The organism is Methylotetracoccus oryzae, assembly GCF_006175985.1.
In the GTDB taxonomy this organism is placed as follows: Bacteria; Pseudomonadota; Gammaproteobacteria; order Methylococcales; family Methylococcaceae; genus Methylotetracoccus; species Methylotetracoccus oryzae.
Window position 1 is genome coordinate 468,918 of record NZ_SRSH01000001.1, and the last position, 16,074, is coordinate 484,991.

The 16,074-nt window shown below is 61.4% G+C and carries 8 protein-coding genes; 4 read left to right on the plus strand and 4 right to left on the minus strand.

Annotated features, from left to right (window positions below; genetic code table 11):
• Positions 1-30: 30 nt before the first annotated feature.
• The 4 genes from BWR02_RS02105 to BWR02_RS02120 form a co-directional block, all read right to left on the minus strand.
• A complete protein-coding gene (locus BWR02_RS02105) occupies positions 31-984 on the minus strand; it encodes a Na/Pi cotransporter family protein (RefSeq protein ID WP_162559976.1) in 954 nt (317 codons plus the stop codon).
• A 91-nt stretch (positions 985-1,075) separates the two neighbouring features.
• Positions 1,076-5,857: a PAS domain-containing protein gene (locus BWR02_RS02110; RefSeq protein WP_139556094.1), complete on the minus strand. Its 4,782-nt coding sequence runs from the start codon at positions 5,855-5,857 to the stop codon at positions 1,076-1,078.
• Between the two features lie 415 nt (positions 5,858-6,272).
• Positions 6,273-6,836, minus strand: a complete 564-nt coding sequence (locus BWR02_RS02115) for a pyridoxamine 5'-phosphate oxidase family protein (protein ID WP_139556095.1) — start codon at positions 6,834-6,836, stop codon at positions 6,273-6,275.
• 156 nt (positions 6,837-6,992) lie between these two features.
• On the minus strand, positions 6,993-8,285 hold the full coding sequence (locus tag BWR02_RS02120; RefSeq protein WP_201276097.1) for a DUF1254 domain-containing protein: 1,293 nt from the start codon (positions 8,283-8,285) through the stop codon (positions 6,993-6,995).
• An 881-nt stretch (positions 8,286-9,166) separates the two neighbouring features.
• On the opposite strand from BWR02_RS02120, the gene BWR02_RS02125 reads away from it, so the two are divergent.
• The 4 genes from BWR02_RS02125 (at position 9,167) to BWR02_RS02140 (ending at position 15,996) form a co-directional block, all read left to right on the plus strand.
• A complete protein-coding gene (locus tag BWR02_RS02125; RefSeq protein ID WP_139556097.1) occupies positions 9,167-9,958 on the plus strand; it encodes an HTH domain-containing protein in 792 nt (263 codons plus the stop codon).
• 76 nt (positions 9,959-10,034) lie between these two features.
• Positions 10,035-10,481, plus strand: a complete 447-nt coding sequence (locus BWR02_RS02130; protein WP_139556098.1) for a DUF1810 domain-containing protein — start codon at positions 10,035-10,037, stop codon at positions 10,479-10,481.
• 1,024 nt (positions 10,482-11,505) lie between these two features.
• On the plus strand, positions 11,506-13,674 hold the full coding sequence (locus BWR02_RS02135) for an NHL repeat-containing protein (protein ID WP_139556099.1): 2,169 nt from the start codon (positions 11,506-11,508) through the stop codon (positions 13,672-13,674).
• Between the two features lie 435 nt (positions 13,675-14,109).
• On the plus strand, positions 14,110-15,996 hold the full coding sequence (locus tag BWR02_RS02140) for a sulfatase family protein (protein ID WP_139556100.1): 1,887 nt from the start codon (positions 14,110-14,112) through the stop codon (positions 15,994-15,996).
• Positions 15,997-16,074: the final 78 nt, after the last annotated feature.

Sequence of the window (16,074 nt, forward strand, 5' to 3'; positions counted from 1 at the left end):
GACCGGCTGACGTGACCCGGGACTCGGGCCTCAGTGCCGAGCCGCCGATCGCGCGGCCATTGGACCCAGGAACCAACGGCTCAGGCGCGGCTCGATCGCATCGAGCGCGACCAGGAAGACCAGGCCGATCGTGACGTTGAACAGCAGATGCGCCCAGGCGACGGCACGGCTCGGGTCGCCGGCAGAGTCGACGACGGCACCCGCAAAGGCATGGATGAACGGGAAGAAGATCAGCGCACCGGCGGCGTTGAAGAGCAGGTTCGCCGTCGCCGTGGCTCGCGCGACGGCCCCCATGCCGAGACTGGCGACCAGCGCCGTCGAGGTCGAACCGACGTTGGCACCGATCACGATCGGTATCGCCGCCTCCGCGGGCAACGTGCCCTGCTGGACCAGCAATATGGACACGCCCGTCGTCACGCTGCTGGATTGGATCAGCGCCGTGAACACCATACCGACCAGGATCCCCAACCAGGGCGCCTGCGCGAGTTCCAGCCACGCGACGAACGCCGGCTGCTCGCGCAGCGGCCGGAGTTCGGTGCCGATCAGATCGAGCGCGAAGAAAATCAGCCCGAAATAGAAGATCGCCTTGCCGGCGATGCCCACTCGCCATGGCAGCGCCGACAGGCAGGCACCCAACACGATGAAAGCGGGACCGACCCCGGTCAGCTTCATGGACACCAGCCAGGCCGTGGCCGTGGTGCCGACGTTTGAACCGAGCAGCACGCCGAGGCTGGCTCTGAACGAGATGACGGCCCCGTCGACCAGGGCCGCGGTCAACGCCGTCACGGCACTGCTCGATTGCACGATGGCCGTCGCGACGGCCCCCACGGTGAAGCCGAGCCAGCGGCTCGCGGTCACGCTCGCCAGCCAGTTCTGCAGCGCGGTGCCCCCGGTGACCCGGAGTTCCCGGCTGAAACCCTGCAGCCCGTAAAGGAACAGCACGATCGCGGACAGTGCGGCGAACAGGGCTTGCAGTTCGGTCATCGGCTCAATACTCCACATCTTCCAGCGAAACAGGGGGCGGCACCGCGCCCGGCAGGTACCCGTCCGGGCAATCGCTCCGGGAAAGCCCATCTCAGGCACTCAGCGCGTCCGCTCCGCCGGCTTTACCCAATACCTGCCGCAGTCCCGCGATGAGCTGGGACAGCGCTGCGGCAAGCTCAAGGCACCGATCGTCCATCTCCGCCGCCGACAAGGCCTGCTTCGCTCCCGCATTCACGCTTTCGGCCAGTTCCATGACCCTGAGCGCACCGAGGTTGCCCGCAGCGCCCTTCAGCGCGTGGGCAAGGCGGCCGACCTCGGCCAGGTCACCGTTCCGCAAGGCGGCCAGCAGATGGTCGGCGTCATGCCCATGATTCTCGACCAGTAGACCGAGGAGTCTGAGGTAAGTGGCCTCTTTGCCGCATACGGCTTGCATACCGCGCTCCGCGTCAAGGTCGGGAATCTCCCTGAGCGCCCGCAGCTTATCGGCCACTTGAGGCTCGATGGGCGCGGTCGCCCGATCGATCGAGCCCGCCCCCGGTGCGGGCGGCAACCATTTGAGCAGGGTCGCGTAGAGGATCTCCGGGTCCACCGGCTTGGCGACGAAATCGTTCATGCCCGCATCGAGACAGTCCCGGCGGTCCTCATCGAACGCGTTGGCCGTCATCGCGAGAATCGGAATTGTCGCCCGGTCAGGGAACGAACGAATGATCCGTGTCGCCTCCAGGCCGTCCATGACCGGCATCTGAACGTCCATCAGGATCAGGTCGTAGGCGTTCGCTCGCGCTTTGTCCACCGCCTGCTGCCCGTTCTCCGCGACCTCCACGACCAGCGCCGCGCTGCGCAGCAGTTCCAGCGCCACCTCCTGGTTGATGGCATCATCCTCGACCAGTAGCACCCGCTCCCCCGCATGGCGCGCCTGCAGCACAGCCTGGTCACTCGCGCTCGCAAGGCCTTCAGACAACGGGGCACCGTCCTGTCCCCGCTGCAGTCGCACGACGAACCAGAACGTGCTGCCTCGACCGGGCACGCTCTCGACGCCGGCGTGTCCACCCATCAGGTGCGCCAACCGGCGGGTGATCGCAAGACCAAGCCCCGTGCCTCCATGTCTGCGCGTCGTCGACGCGTCAGCCTGCTCGAACTCCTGGAACAACCGGTCCAGTTTGTCCGGCGGAATTCCGGCCCCGGTGTCCTCGACCTCGAAGCGGATCAGTAGACTCTCGCCGTCGTCCTCCAACAGCAAGGCACGGATAGTCACAACGCCACGCTCGGTAAATTTGACCGCATTGCTGGCATAGTTCAGCAAGGCCTGGCGCAGCCGTGTCGGATCGCCCCGCAGCCACAGCGGCACGTCATCGCGATCCACTTCGACCACGAGGTTCTTTTCCCGCGCCTGTTCCATGACCAGCGAGCGGACGTGATCCAGAACCGCGCCAAGGGGGAAATTGACCTCTTCCAGTTCCAGACGCCCGGCCTCGATCTTCGAGATGTCCAGAATGTCGTTGATGATCGACAGCAGATGCCGTCCCGCCCCTTCGATTTTGCCCAGGCGGACCAACTGCTGCGGATCCGGCTGGTCGCGTCGGAGCAGATGGGTCAGACCCAGGATCGCGTTCATCGGCGTTCGGATCTCGTGGCTCATATTCGCCAGGAACGCGCTCTTCGCCCGGGTCGCGGCCTCGGCCCGTTCCCTGGCCTGCTCGATCTCCTCGTTGGCCCGTTGCAGTGCTTCCGTGCGCTGGGCGACCAACTCTTCCAGGTGGTGCCGATAGGCTTCGAGTTCCTGTTCCGCCTGCTTGCGTGCGGTGATGTCTCGAAAGAACCCGGCCAGATAATGTTCTCCCTCGATTTCCAACACGGTGGCGCTGATGTCGGTGGGAAACACCACCCCATCCTTGCGCAGCACGGGCACGTCCTCACCTACCGTCATCTCTCCTCGTGCCATCCGGTCGAAGGTCTCCAAGACCTGCGGTAGAGCGTCCGCGGGGTGGATGTCGACCGGCGTCATCATCAGCAGTTCTTCGCGCTGATACCCCAGCATGGTGCAGATCGCAGGATTGGCATCCACGAAGCGGCGCGACACGGCGTCCGCCATCAGGATGCCGTCGCGCGCCCCCTCGAGCAAGGCGCGCAGGCGCATCTCACGATCCCGCAACCGCTGGTCCTGGTGTTTCCGCTCGGTGATGTCGAGCGTCACGCCAACGTACTTGACCAGTGTCCCGGCCTCGTCGAAGTAGGGTCTGGCCAGATCCTGCACCTCGCGCACCGTGCCGTCCGGGCGCACGATCCGGTGTTCCAGCTCGAATGGAGCGGATAGCGCCAGGGCCCGACGAAACTCCCGGTCGAGCCGTTCCGCATCGTCCGGATGAATCCGCTCGCGCAGCATGCTCTGATACACCGGACAGGGACCCGCGGGGTCCATGCCGTAGATCCGGAACTCCTCATCCGACCAGTTGATCGTCTCGCTGGCGACGAAAAACTCCCAGGAGCCGAATCGTGCGATACGCTCACCCTCGGCCATCAGCAACCGCATGCGATCGAGTTCGGCTGCGGCGAGCTTTTCCACGGTGATATCCCGCAGGATACCGACCAGGGTCGGCTCACCCGACACACTGGTGCGCGGCGAACCACACGCATGGATCCAGCGCATTTCGCCGTCCGACCTGCGAATCCGGCATTCGAACTCCCATCGGGATTCATCCTGCGAGGCGTGGCGGAACAGCCGGTCCACCCGCTCGCGATCCTCGGGCACGACGTGCGCCAGGAACCGGTCGTAGGTCCAGCTGGCCAGCAGATCGTCGTAGCCGAAGATGTGGTCGTGCCGGAGCGAGCGGACGGCAGCCTGCGTGGTCAGGTTCAGTTCCCATTCGCCGGCACCCAGGGTTTCGAGCGCGAACTGACGCCGGGCTTCGGATTCGAGGACCGCCGCTTCGTGCTGCTTCAGGTCCTCGATGTCGGTGCAGGTACCGAACCATTTCGAAATCGTTCCGTTCCCATCGATGACCGGTACGCCCCGGATCAGCCACCAGCGATAAACCCCGTCGAAGCGGCGCAAGCGGCACTGAAGCGCATACTCGGCGTTGTGTTTGACGGCGTTCCGCCAGGCGTCCCACGCGCGCTGCTTGTCTGCGGGATGGAATGGAATGATCCAGCCGTGCCCGCGGCTCTCCTCGAACGACAGGCCCGTATAGTCGACCCATTGGCGGTTGAGGTAGGTATTCCAGCCGTCGGGACGGGTGACCCAGACGATCTGCGGCATCGCTTCGGCCAGCTGCCGAAATTCCTGTTCACTGGCGCTGATGGCGTCCTGCAGGCGAACCCGGTCGGTGATGTCCTGCGCTGTGCCGACCATGTACAGGGGGGTTCCGTCGGCGGTTCGAATCAACTCGCCGCGTCCGCACAGATGGCGGATGCTCCCGTCGGGACGAACGGCGCGGAAATCGAATTCGGGCGCGGGTTTTCCCGCGGCACAATCGGCAATCCAGTTGCTCAGGAACTGACGGTCGTCCGGATGCACCAATTCCAGCAGGGATTCGAGAGTGGGTACGAAGGTCTCCCGTTCCACGCCGTAGATGCGGTAAGTCTCGTCCGTCCATACGATCGGACCAGTCAGGTCCCAGCGCCAACTGCCGATCCGGGCAATGCGCTGCGATTCGGCGAGCATCTGCTCTCGCTCCCGCAGCCGGGCATCCGCAAGCTTTATGTCAGTGACGTCCTGATTGATGCCGGACAGACGCAGCGCGTTGCCGGCATCGTCGTAGCTCGCCCGGCCCTTGCTGACGATCCAGCGAATTTCCCCCGACGGACGCCGGATTCGGAACGCGACCTCGAACGGTTCGCCGCGTTGGACCGGTCCCCACTGCGCCTCGATCAAGGGCAGGTCGTCCGGATGGACCAACCGCAACCAGTCCTCGTTGTTGCGTATGCTGTCGGGCGGGACGCCGTAAAGCCGCTCGCATTGCCGGGACCAATGCCGTTGCCCCGTGACCAGGTCCAGTTCCCACATTCCGATTTGGGCGCCTTCCTGCGCCAATATCAGACGCTGCTCACTTCTCCTTATCTCCGCCTCGGCCCGTTTGCGGCTCGTGATGTCCTGGTCGATCCCGGTGAGTGTTACCACCTTGCCGTCGGCATCGCGTTCAGCGCTGCCGCGGGCATACAGCCAGTGGACGCTGCCATCGGGCCAGCAAACCCGGAATTCGGCGTCGATCAACGCGCCCGCCAATGCCCCCGCCAGTTGCGTGTCGACCAACCCATAGTCGTCGGGATGTATACGTGCCCGCCATTGCGCCTTGTCCCGCAGGGTGCCCGGGGCGACGCCATAAAGTAACTCACACGCCGGAGACATCCAGAGCGCGCCGCTCGCGACGTCAAACTCCCAGAAGCCGAGCCAGGCGCCAAGCTCCGCCATCCTTAGCTGGCGGTCGTTGCGGCGCAACGCCTGCTTCACCGCCTCCGCCGCGCGCCGATGGTCGGCCGCCTGGCAGCGGAAGCGCCGCGCCAACTCGCCGAGCCCGCCGGCAATGACGCCGCTCAAGACAAGGGCCGCCCATTGCAAGACGTCGCGCGAGGACTCAATCGCCCATTGGCCGACCGGTGGCAACACAAACCAGCACGTGACCAGCGCCGTGAACCCGGTCGCGACCAGGGCCGGACCCAGGCCACCGAGCAGCGCCTCCAGAAGCAGGAAGGGGACAAACAGGACCAGCATCCGATGCTGATCGAGAGGAACCGGCCAGTGTGCGCGGAACCATAGGACCGCCAGCGGCAGCATCAGGGCGAGAACGTAGAGGAGACCGCGCTTACGGAGGCTTTGCGATCCAGGCGATGACAGTACGCGCCACAGGCGCGACCTCACGGTATCGATTTCAGACATCGCGGTTGTGCCTTGAAGGGAATCTCATGATGGGGTCGCGGCACCGGCCCCGCACTGCCGCGTCGAGCTGGCGATGGCCCCGAGCATCATACGACTATTTCAGTCCGGCCCGGAACGAGCGCCGCGACGAACGCGCATGGTTCGTACTGAGGGCACGGCGCGCCACACCACCGATCGGGTTCCGATCAACTGCGAACGCCGACAGGGCCGCGTTGACAAGGGACCGGTCTCAGCGTCGAGCGTCACCATCGAGACACGGGGCACGCCTGGAAACTAGGAAGGCTTCCTTCGCGTCCGTCGTTGGTGGACCGCGCGAAGGCAATGAGCTGACGGTCCCCAGTGCTTCGCGCGTAGCGCTCTGCAACATCGGCCAAGGCGCTTCGAGCCGCTCGCCGAAGCGCTCCGCAACGCGGGGTCAACCATCCGGCAACAGGTTCTTCGACGCGATGTGCGTCGGTATGCCGTCGATGCTGAGCGGGTTCTTGCGCTCCCAATAGTCCCGCAACCCGGCCTCCCCCTGTTTTTCGGCCCAGGCCGAGAGCTGTTCGCGCTCGCCTTCGTAGCGGAGGAAAGGGACCGCCATGCCGCATGACGTTTGCACCAGATCGAGCGTGACATCGAAGATCTGCCGCGCACCGGGCAAAGGCTGGAACAGCGGGAACAACGATGCCCAGTCGGGATCCGCCTTGTGCACCACCCTAGCTCGACCGTAAAGGCGCAGTATCACGGGTTTTCCCTCGAAGGCGCAGAACATGATCGTCATGCGGGGAGCGACCTGCACATGCGCGGCGGTCTCATTGCCGCTGCCGGTCACGTTCAGCCACACTACGCGCCGGCTCCCGAGCACGCGGAACGAGTCCATCCCTTTCGGGGAGATGTTAACCCGGCTGTCCGCCGTCGCCGTTCCGACGAAGAAGATCTTCTGCTCCCGGATGAAGTCGACGTGCCGATCGGAAAGCTCGGTGTACTGCTGACCCATTTCCCGTTCTCCTGACAGAAAGCACACCCGGTTCTCGCGCGCGGATTAGCGAAGGCGTTTGGCCAGACTCCCTGCGCTCGGATCCCCAGCCGGTGGTCGGAGGGGGTGTATAGCGTCCGCGCGGCGATCAGCCCGCGCAATTACCACGCGCGGCCGTCAAGGCACCGGGGTGATGGCCGGCGGCGTCCAGCTTCGATCGAGCATCGACGGCGCCTTTGCGCTGGGCCAGTACATCCGCAGCGTCACGTTGAAGGGACCGGCTGCCGCAGGCAGCCAGTTGTTCTCCTTGTCCTTGCCCGGCGATTGGTGCTGGACATGGATGTCGATGGAGCCGTCCTTATTCTTCTTCAGCGGCATCCAGCTACTGATCGCGTAGCGGTTGATCGGGTTCGGGACGAAGAAGGACTGGGCGTCATATAGCGTCAGCGACCAGAACGCGTCGACCGGCGGCGTCGCCCCCTTGTCGAAATGGATCACGTAACGGTTCGCGCCGGTTAGCGGCGCGCCTGCGCCATCGGTGAACGCCGAGGGATAGATCGCGTCCTGCGGCAGATTGGCGCCGAGACCCATCAACGCGATGACGGCACGCGTACCGTAATCGCTGCCGAAATTGCCGACATTCATCGGCGTCACCCGCCAACCATTGACCGGCGCGCCGGTCTCCTTGGCCGCAGCCTCCAGCTTGGCGAGCGTCGCGGGCAGAGCCTTTTCCAGCCCTTTCGCCACCGCCGGATCGAGCTTGCCGGGATCGAATTTTTCGCCCGGAACAATCCCGATGGCCGCAAGCTTGGCCAGCATCCCGGTTTCGGACGTCGGCGGTGGGTTGGCCTTGAGCAGCGCCGCCAGGCGGTCGAAGAACGCGGCCGAGCTCATCGCCTTGAGCTGATCCACCGGCGGCGTCTTCATGTCGACCGCCGCATTCACGAGGGCATCCGGCGCCCTGTAGCGCCCCTTTCCGAAGGCCGACAGCGGCACCAGCCGGTAGCCGTTCTGGATCGCATGCACCGCCGGATAGTCCTTCGGTCCGTTGGTCTGCGTGCGGCCGATGATCCAGACCATCGCGGTCGGCGCCTTGATCTGCTGCACGCCCTTGGGCAGGGTTCCGGCCCATCCGGGACCGGTGATGGCGAACTGGCCGGGTTGGGTGCCCGTCGTGCGCTTGCCGGGCGACGCGAACACGTTCGTCCAGGCATCGAGCATCGGCATCAGGTAGTAACGTCCGTTCGTGTCGGGAACCGAAAGCACCATCGGTTCCCTGGATACGTCGAGCCAGGCGACGGAGTAAAGCGTGTCGACGTTCGCGCGGACCACATCCTTGAACGAGGCGTCTGGAAAAACGCGGACGTGGGCGAACTGATTGACCGGCGCGGAGAAGGCCTCAGGCCTGGGCACATTGGTCGACTTCTGCTTGGTGAGGTCCATGATCACCAGCGGCAGGCCGTAGACCACGGCCTCAGCGCCGGCTGCCATTGCGGCCTTTTCCTTGGCGTCGGCCTCGGCCAGCGCTTGCGTTCTGGCCGCATCCGCCGCGGCGGAAAGCGGCAGCGGCTTCTGTTCCGCACATCCGACCAGACCGGCCAGCAGTACCGCCGCAACGGCAAACGCAAAACTCCGCTTCATTCCGCCCCCGTCCGTATTGATTGCTCAAACGTTGGGATTCTATCCCGAAACCTCGGGATGACGGACCAGTGCGGCTGTTGGCGGGCGCTCCGGGCGCGCGGGGTGAGTTCTTGCGGCGGCGCCCGGACGGACAGCCTGCGAGCCAACCGGGACCTGATTTACTAGCGGTTTGACGTATCGAAGCCCTGCCTCTGCGACCTTAGCCCTTTTGCCAGTTTGTCGCCCCGATGAATCCGACGACTCGCTCGTACGCCGCGCTACTCGAATACGAAAATCCGGGCTCGATGATCTCTTTGAGGCGCGCCAAGCGAGCCATATCACTCAAGCCATCGTTCCGGGTGGGACACCGGAACGAGGAAATCCAGGGACAGCGAAGCCGAACACATCCCTGTCACTGGTTGCCGGAGCCACGCCCGGCATGACGCTGCGAAGCGACGTGTTGAACGAGTCGGGTCTGCCGAATGCCCGATGAGGGCCTTCTATCCCTTCCATGATTGCAGCGGCGTTGACTCGGGAAGTTGCCTGCTTTACTTTCAGTATGTTACCCATTCTTGGCGCGCAAGGCTGAGAAGGTCAAGGACACCAGCCAAGCCAGAGCATGCGTCGTGCGATCCACACCATATGTTTCACATGTAATCGCTATTGCGCACAGCAAGCAAATTTTTGCCGAGTAACGGAAGTAATATTGGCACCTAACCAAGGATACGCTTATGGCATCTGAATTAACGTGGAAAAAGGCCATAGACAAGGTTCTCAGTTCGTCGCCGACGCCACTGCACTATAACGAAATCACAGAACGGATTATTTCTGAAGGGCTGCGCAGGAACCTGGGTGCTACGCCAGCCGCGACTGTCAATGCCCAGATATCGGCTTCTATAAAGCATGACGGCCTTTCATCTCAATATATTCGAGTATCAAAAGGTACTTTTGCGATGCGCTCCGTATCCGATGGTACGGTAGTCATTCCACAGAAACTGACGCCAGACGTTCCTGAATCAGAGGAATCGGAAGAACAATATGAAATTGTCACTTCCTTCGGGATGTTCTGGCGTAAAGAAGCGATAGAATGGATGGCAACTCCGAAGCTACTTGGGATGCAACAGATCGGAGCAACCCCTGTTGACTTCTTCAAGCAACTCGGGATCTATCTTCTTTACGATGGCCGAGAGGTCATTTACGTTGGCAGAACGACGGATCGACCACTCGGCCGAAGACTTTATGAACATACAATCGACAGACTATCGGCTCGGTGGGACAGGTTTTCATGGTTTGGTCTTTTACCAGTATCGGATGATGGAAAATTGGGATCGCTACCAGCGGCCTACAGCGCGGCCAAGCTAATTCCTGCATTCGAGGCGGTATTGATCGAGGCATTGGAGCCGAGACAGAACAGGAAGAGAGGAGATGACTTAGCGGCTGTGGAGTACCTTCAAAAGGTCGATCCGGAAATCGAGAAAAAGAAGGTAAAGGCAACGCTTGATGCCGCTTTAAACAAGCTATAGGTGATTTGGCCTAGTGCCCTCTTTCTTCTGCGCGACGCATTAATCCGCATCATCCGCACTGTATCTTAACCCCGCCATGTCCACCCCTGACCGCGACTCCCTGGAGCGCTTCGTGCGCGCACAAGAGCACGACTATTCAACCGCACTCGCGGAACTTCGAGCTGGATTCAAGAGGACGCATTGGATCTGGTATGTGTTGCCGCAGCTGCGCGGTTTGGGCCAAAGCCACATGGCCCAAGCCTACGGGCTGTCCAATCGTGAAGAGGCCACTGCCTACGCACGCCATCCGGTGCTCGGTCCAAGGCTGGTCGAGTGCGTCAATGCAATCCTGGCCCATGCCGGCCGAAGCGCCGTCGACATCCTCGGCGACATCGACGCCATGAAGTTCCGATCCTGCCTGACGCTGTTCATCGAGGTTGCACCGGATGAACCCTGCTTCAAAAATGCCCTGAACGTGTTCTACGAAGGTCAACCAGACACCGCGACGCTACGCCTTCTCGAAGCCAGTGCCGGTCGAAGCTAGATCAACCCAGCAGGCGCCTTTCATTGAATCGGCTCCGCAGGTGCTCGGCCACGGGTTGGCACGCTTGGGCCTCAGTCTCAACGAGACCAAGACCCGGATCGTGGATACCAGTGTTGCGCGTTCTGATTTTCTGTGTTTCGCGCTGCAGTTGAGTCGGAGACGAAAACGAGCCTGCGGTACCCCGACACCCCGCTGTCGAGTCAGGCCGTTAAACAGATCCGTGCGCGCCTGAAGTCACTGACGCAACGGGAACCGATCTACACCCCGCTGGCGAGGCAGCGGAGCACATGAGCCGCAGCTTGAGAGGCTGCGCGAACCGCTTCCCTTATCGGGACGCCTGTCTGGCGATGCACTCTCTTCCGAAGACGCCGCAAGCTGAACCGGATCATGGGGCGGCAACGGATCAGCCCGCCCCAGGTCACTTGGATCACCGCTCTCGAGTCTACCTAAACGGCGAACACCCAAATTTCGGACCGAGATATGGGTATTTCTACGTATAGGATTTCCCTATCGTTCAGCGTATAAGCTTATCCATCGGAAGACCAAAGGCGCGGTCAGGCAGGAATAGATGACATAAGTGGATCCGAAACGACGGTTAAGTGGCTCTTCCACTTCCGTGTGGCCACTCAGTCTGCAAATGACACCTGTAAGAGTTGCAGGGCAAGACTATCCGCAGCGCGTCACGACTGATGAGCCAACGCTAAATTGGAGTACGGGCGGAGATTGGTCATTGCCTGTCGTGAAACATTATGTTGCACAGCCATTCGCCGTGAGAGCTGCAATGTGGCGATGCCTTTGTAACACTTTTTCGCAACTGCAGTGCAGATGGCGGAGCCAATAATCAGCAGGATCGCCAGCGTCACTCTATAGCGCAAAGCGTACAACATTTTGGGATGGAGCCGGATTAGACATCATGCAGTGGATACGCATCCCGACTCTACGCCCTTAAAACGAACGAACAGGATTCTGGCCAGTGGCTGTTTGGTTCATCCAGGACAATGATGGGACTTGGCAGGACACTCAGATGAGCGCATTTCTGAAGCTTTTATTACTCTGGCTTGTGTGTTTTTTTTCCGTCACCGCTGGATCGGGTGTCAACGCGCTAGAGTTGCGCTTGATCCGTACGATCGGTGGCCCGGCCCTCATGGAGTTGTACCCATCCGGGATCGCCGTGGATCCGCATGGCGGAAACCTAATCGCGGCCGACACCGGTAATGACCGCCTTAGGGAATACTCGGCAGATGGGACCCCGATTCGCACCTTCGGGGCTTATGGGCACGGCGTGGGACAGTTGTCCTACCCGCGTGATATCGCCATGGACGACGACGGCAACATCTACTTCTCCGACAGAAAAAACAGGCGCGTCGTCAAGTTGCGACGCGACTACACCTGGCTCGGATCGCTGCCCATCAATGCCATGGGGATCTCGGTAAAGGGCGGTAAGGTTTATATAACCGATCCCGAACGAGGAAGTGTGCAAGTCTGGAACCAGGACCTCACGAACCAGGAACTGCTTGTTCGGCCGAATGGCATTTGTACATTCGGCTCCAGTCTATCGGACGTGGACGCCGATGCGGCCGGAAACATATATCTCTCCGACAAAACCGCCAACGGCGTGTACATCCTGGGTGCGGACGGCACCTGTTTGCGGAGACTGAGCGGCAACGGCCACCGAGCGATTTCGCTTCGCGTTGCGCACGATCCCGTACTCGGGCAAGAGTTGCTGTACGAAACGTCGACTTCCTCCTCGCCGCGAGTCCGTGTCTATCGACTCGACGGAAGCTATGTGGGCGGCATCAGTTCGTCAGCATTCCTGGTTGAACCATGGTTCATGGATGTCGCGCCAGATGGGGATATCTGGGTTGCGGATGAGAGTGCCAATCGTGTCAAACGCTTCGACCGCACTCCTCGCGGGTGGGTCGAAGCGCAGACGATACCGTCTGATTCGCCTCCGACCTCGCTGGCACCGAAACCGCTAGCGGATGACGCGATGTTCAATACCGTAAACGGTATCGCCTTTGGATCAGACGGCACGGTCTACGCCGCCGACTACATGAACGCCCGAATCGTCCACCTGACCTCGGATGGGGGTGTCATCAACGCCTGTCCCGACCCCCATGGAACTCCGACGTCGCGGCCGCTGGGTCTGGCGGTCGACACGGTGGCGGATGAAATCTGGTTTCTCCAAGCCTATTCCAGCCATGTGGACATCCTGCGTGCCGACTGCGTAAGGCTCGCCACACTCAGACTTGAGGCGACGCCCGGGTTCACACCCTTCAGACCGGTCGCCATCGCGATACGCGCCGCGGATCGGATAGCTTTCATCGCCGACCGCGATAACCACCGGATCGTCGCCTACGATGTCGCCACCCGTCAGCCACTGACCACATTCGGCTCCGTGGGCAGCGGCATCAATCAGTTCCGGCTGCCATCGGGCATTACGGTTCATCCGGTCAAAGGCACGGTGCTGGTCGCTGACAGCGGCAATGCCCGACTCGTCGAACTGCAATTCGAACGGGGCACGTTTCTATGGCGGCGCACCATCAGTCAATCTTCACTGAACGGGGAATTCGGGGACGTCGCGATCGACCGTCATGATCATATCTATGTCGCAGACAACCGACGGAGCCAAGTTCTGGTCATGGCCGACAGCGGCACAGTGGCGGCCACTATCCAGGATCTGCGCGACCCGGCGGGGATCACGGTCAGCCCGACCGATGAGGTATTCGTTGCGGACTCGCACAACGACCGGATCCGCGTGTACTCGTACAGCCTTCTGGTCAATGGAGGGTTCGAGAATGGGCTGGCAGACTGGACGGGCTGGCGCCTGGGCGAGGTCACGACCACGGATGTGTATGGCGGCGCAAGGGCCGCGGTGTTCTCGAGCCCGGTCGCCTTCAGCAACTCCATTCAGCAGACGACCACCGGCTTGCCCGCGGGTACCTACACCGCTTCGATCTGGTACAAGCGGCTGAATGGCGTCAGATGGGCCCGTCTTCGCGTCAGGGTGCTTAACCCGGCAACCGGCGCCATTTCTCTAACGCGAACTGCCGGAATGCCCACAACCGGTGCCTGGACACGAGCGGAAATCCCCGATATCCCGGTGAATCCGGGTGAGACGATCAGCTTGAACGTCTGGATGGACAGCAGCGCGGGCGGCACCTTATATCTCGATGACGCGGAACTGAGGTAACTCCCGGATAAATCGCCCAGCGCAAATGCCTTGATCACGTCGAGCGGCACTCTCTATAACCAAGAATGCCGCTCGACAAGCATCCATTTCCTTCTGCCAGAATCGCGATGATTTCACGTTCGCGGAGACAACCGGAGAATACTCGGTCTGGCCGATTTTGTTCATGGCGTAAGCGCCCCAATGCGACCATTCTGACGCTTCAATCGAAATGTCAGACACGCCCACTAACGGCTGAAAACATCGCCTCCAGATCATGCACAAGGCCCGACGATCACCCCGCTTGCCCCGCCGCCCCGGCAACCGAGACTGTATCTGACTTAAACAAACCAACTATCTAATTCTAATAGGTATTCATACCTATTGTTCAGACCCCCTATCAACCTTAATCTTCTGATCTGACGAAGGTAGGAATACCGCTTTCATCGGAGGATCCCTATGCGCCATGCGCATCTTCTTTCCTTGATATTGATACTGCCGGCCACCCTCAATTTCGGGTTAGCTGGAGCGGCACCACAGCCGAACATCCTGTGGATCACAATAGAGGATACCTCCCCACAATTCGTTGGAGCTTATGGGAACAGCGATGCCCATACCCCGAATATCGACCGATTGGCTCAGGAAGGGGTTCGGTTCACAAGCGCATTCTCGACTGGGACGGTCTGTGCTCCGAGTCGCTCCACGATCATCACTGGCGTCCGAACCTATGAACTCGGCACGGGGCATCACCGCAGCCAGTTTCCGATCCCGGCGAATATCAAGGGGTTTCCATATTATCTGCGCCAGGCCGGGTATTACACGACCAATAACAGTAAGACCGACTACAACATTGCAAACGGGGAGGCCTTCAACAAGGAGGCCTGGAACGAAAACTCAAGCGAGGCGGGATGGTGGGGACGTCGGCCGGGACAGCCGTTTTTCTCGGTCTTCAACTATCTGGATTCCCACCAATCTCGGACGATGGTCTGGCCGTACGATCAGTACGTCTCGGACGTCCTGGCGCAACTGGGTCCGGGCGAGACCATCGATGACGGGGGCTTCACCATGCCCCCGTTCTATCGTGACTCCGCTGCGATGCGCCGGAGTTTCGCCCGTGTATACAACGCCTTGTCGTTGGTCGACAAGCGCATCGGTCAGTTATTGGAGCGCCTTCGGACCGATAATCTGCTCGACAGCACGATCATCTTTTTCTTCGCCGATCATGGCGAAGCGATGCCGAGAGGAAAGACAAATGGCATCGGCCTCGGCCATCGCGTTCCCTTCGCCATCTGGTTTCCAGCGCAATATCAGGCGCTATCGCCCTGGGGCCCGATTCCGGCCGTTACCAACGAACTGATCAGCTTCGAGGATCTCGCCCCGACGGTGCTGAGCCTGGCCGGTGTTCCCCGCCCCGGCCATCTGAAGGGAAGACCGATCCTGGGCATCGACCGCGCTGCGCCGAAGGATGTGCTGTTCCTCTCGACCGACCGCGCGGACAGTGGGATCGACTTCGTCAGGAGCGCGACCGATGGTCGTTACCTCTATTCGCGCAATTTCATGCCGTTCATACCGGAACTCCGGTACACCCTGGACTCAGTCGAAAGCAGCGACATCATGAAACAGATCCGGGGCGATTTCGCGAGCGGTCTGCTGACACCGGTACAGGCGCGCGCCCTGCAGACCCGTCCCGCGGAATTCCTGTTCGATCTTGCGAACGATCCCTGGGAACTGAACAATCTGGCGTTCAGTGCTTCGCACTCCGCGGTCCTGACCCGTCTGAGGGATGCGGTCAACAGCAACCTCGTCAGCTCGCGGGATGTCCTGTTGCTTCCCGAGTATGAGTTGGGGCAGATCGCGCGCCTCACCGCTCCCTACGATTATCGGCTCGACAACACCAAGTTCCCGATCAGCGCGATCCAGGCGGCGGCCAAGGTTTCCGGCAGGCGAAGCGCCCGTTACACACAGCAGCAGATCGGCTGGCTGTCCAGCGGCAACAAGATCGTTCGCTATTGGGCCGCTGTGGGCCTGCGATCGCAGTCAACGGCCGATTTGTCGAATTATCAGACGCAGTTGTCGAAGGCGTCGTCCGACCCATACCCGCCGGCCGCTATTGCGGCGGCAGCGGTCAGCTATCACAACTTCCGGAACGACCTTGCCCGTGACGCCTTGATCAACTATCTGCGAAGCACGAACGCGAGCCTCGTGCTGCTGGCGATCAACTTCCTGCAGTATTCTGCCGCACCCGAACCGTTCATTCAGGTGGTGCAGGAGATAAAGGGCCGTTGGGCCGGAAACTACACGGTCAGTTCTGCCTGCCGGGTATTTCTGAAAAGGAACGGTGTCTGAGCCAGCGCGCTCGAGGCAGCGCTGGCGCGTTGACCCTCGGAAGCGATTGTGCCTCGCGCAGGCCCTCGTCAGCGTTTG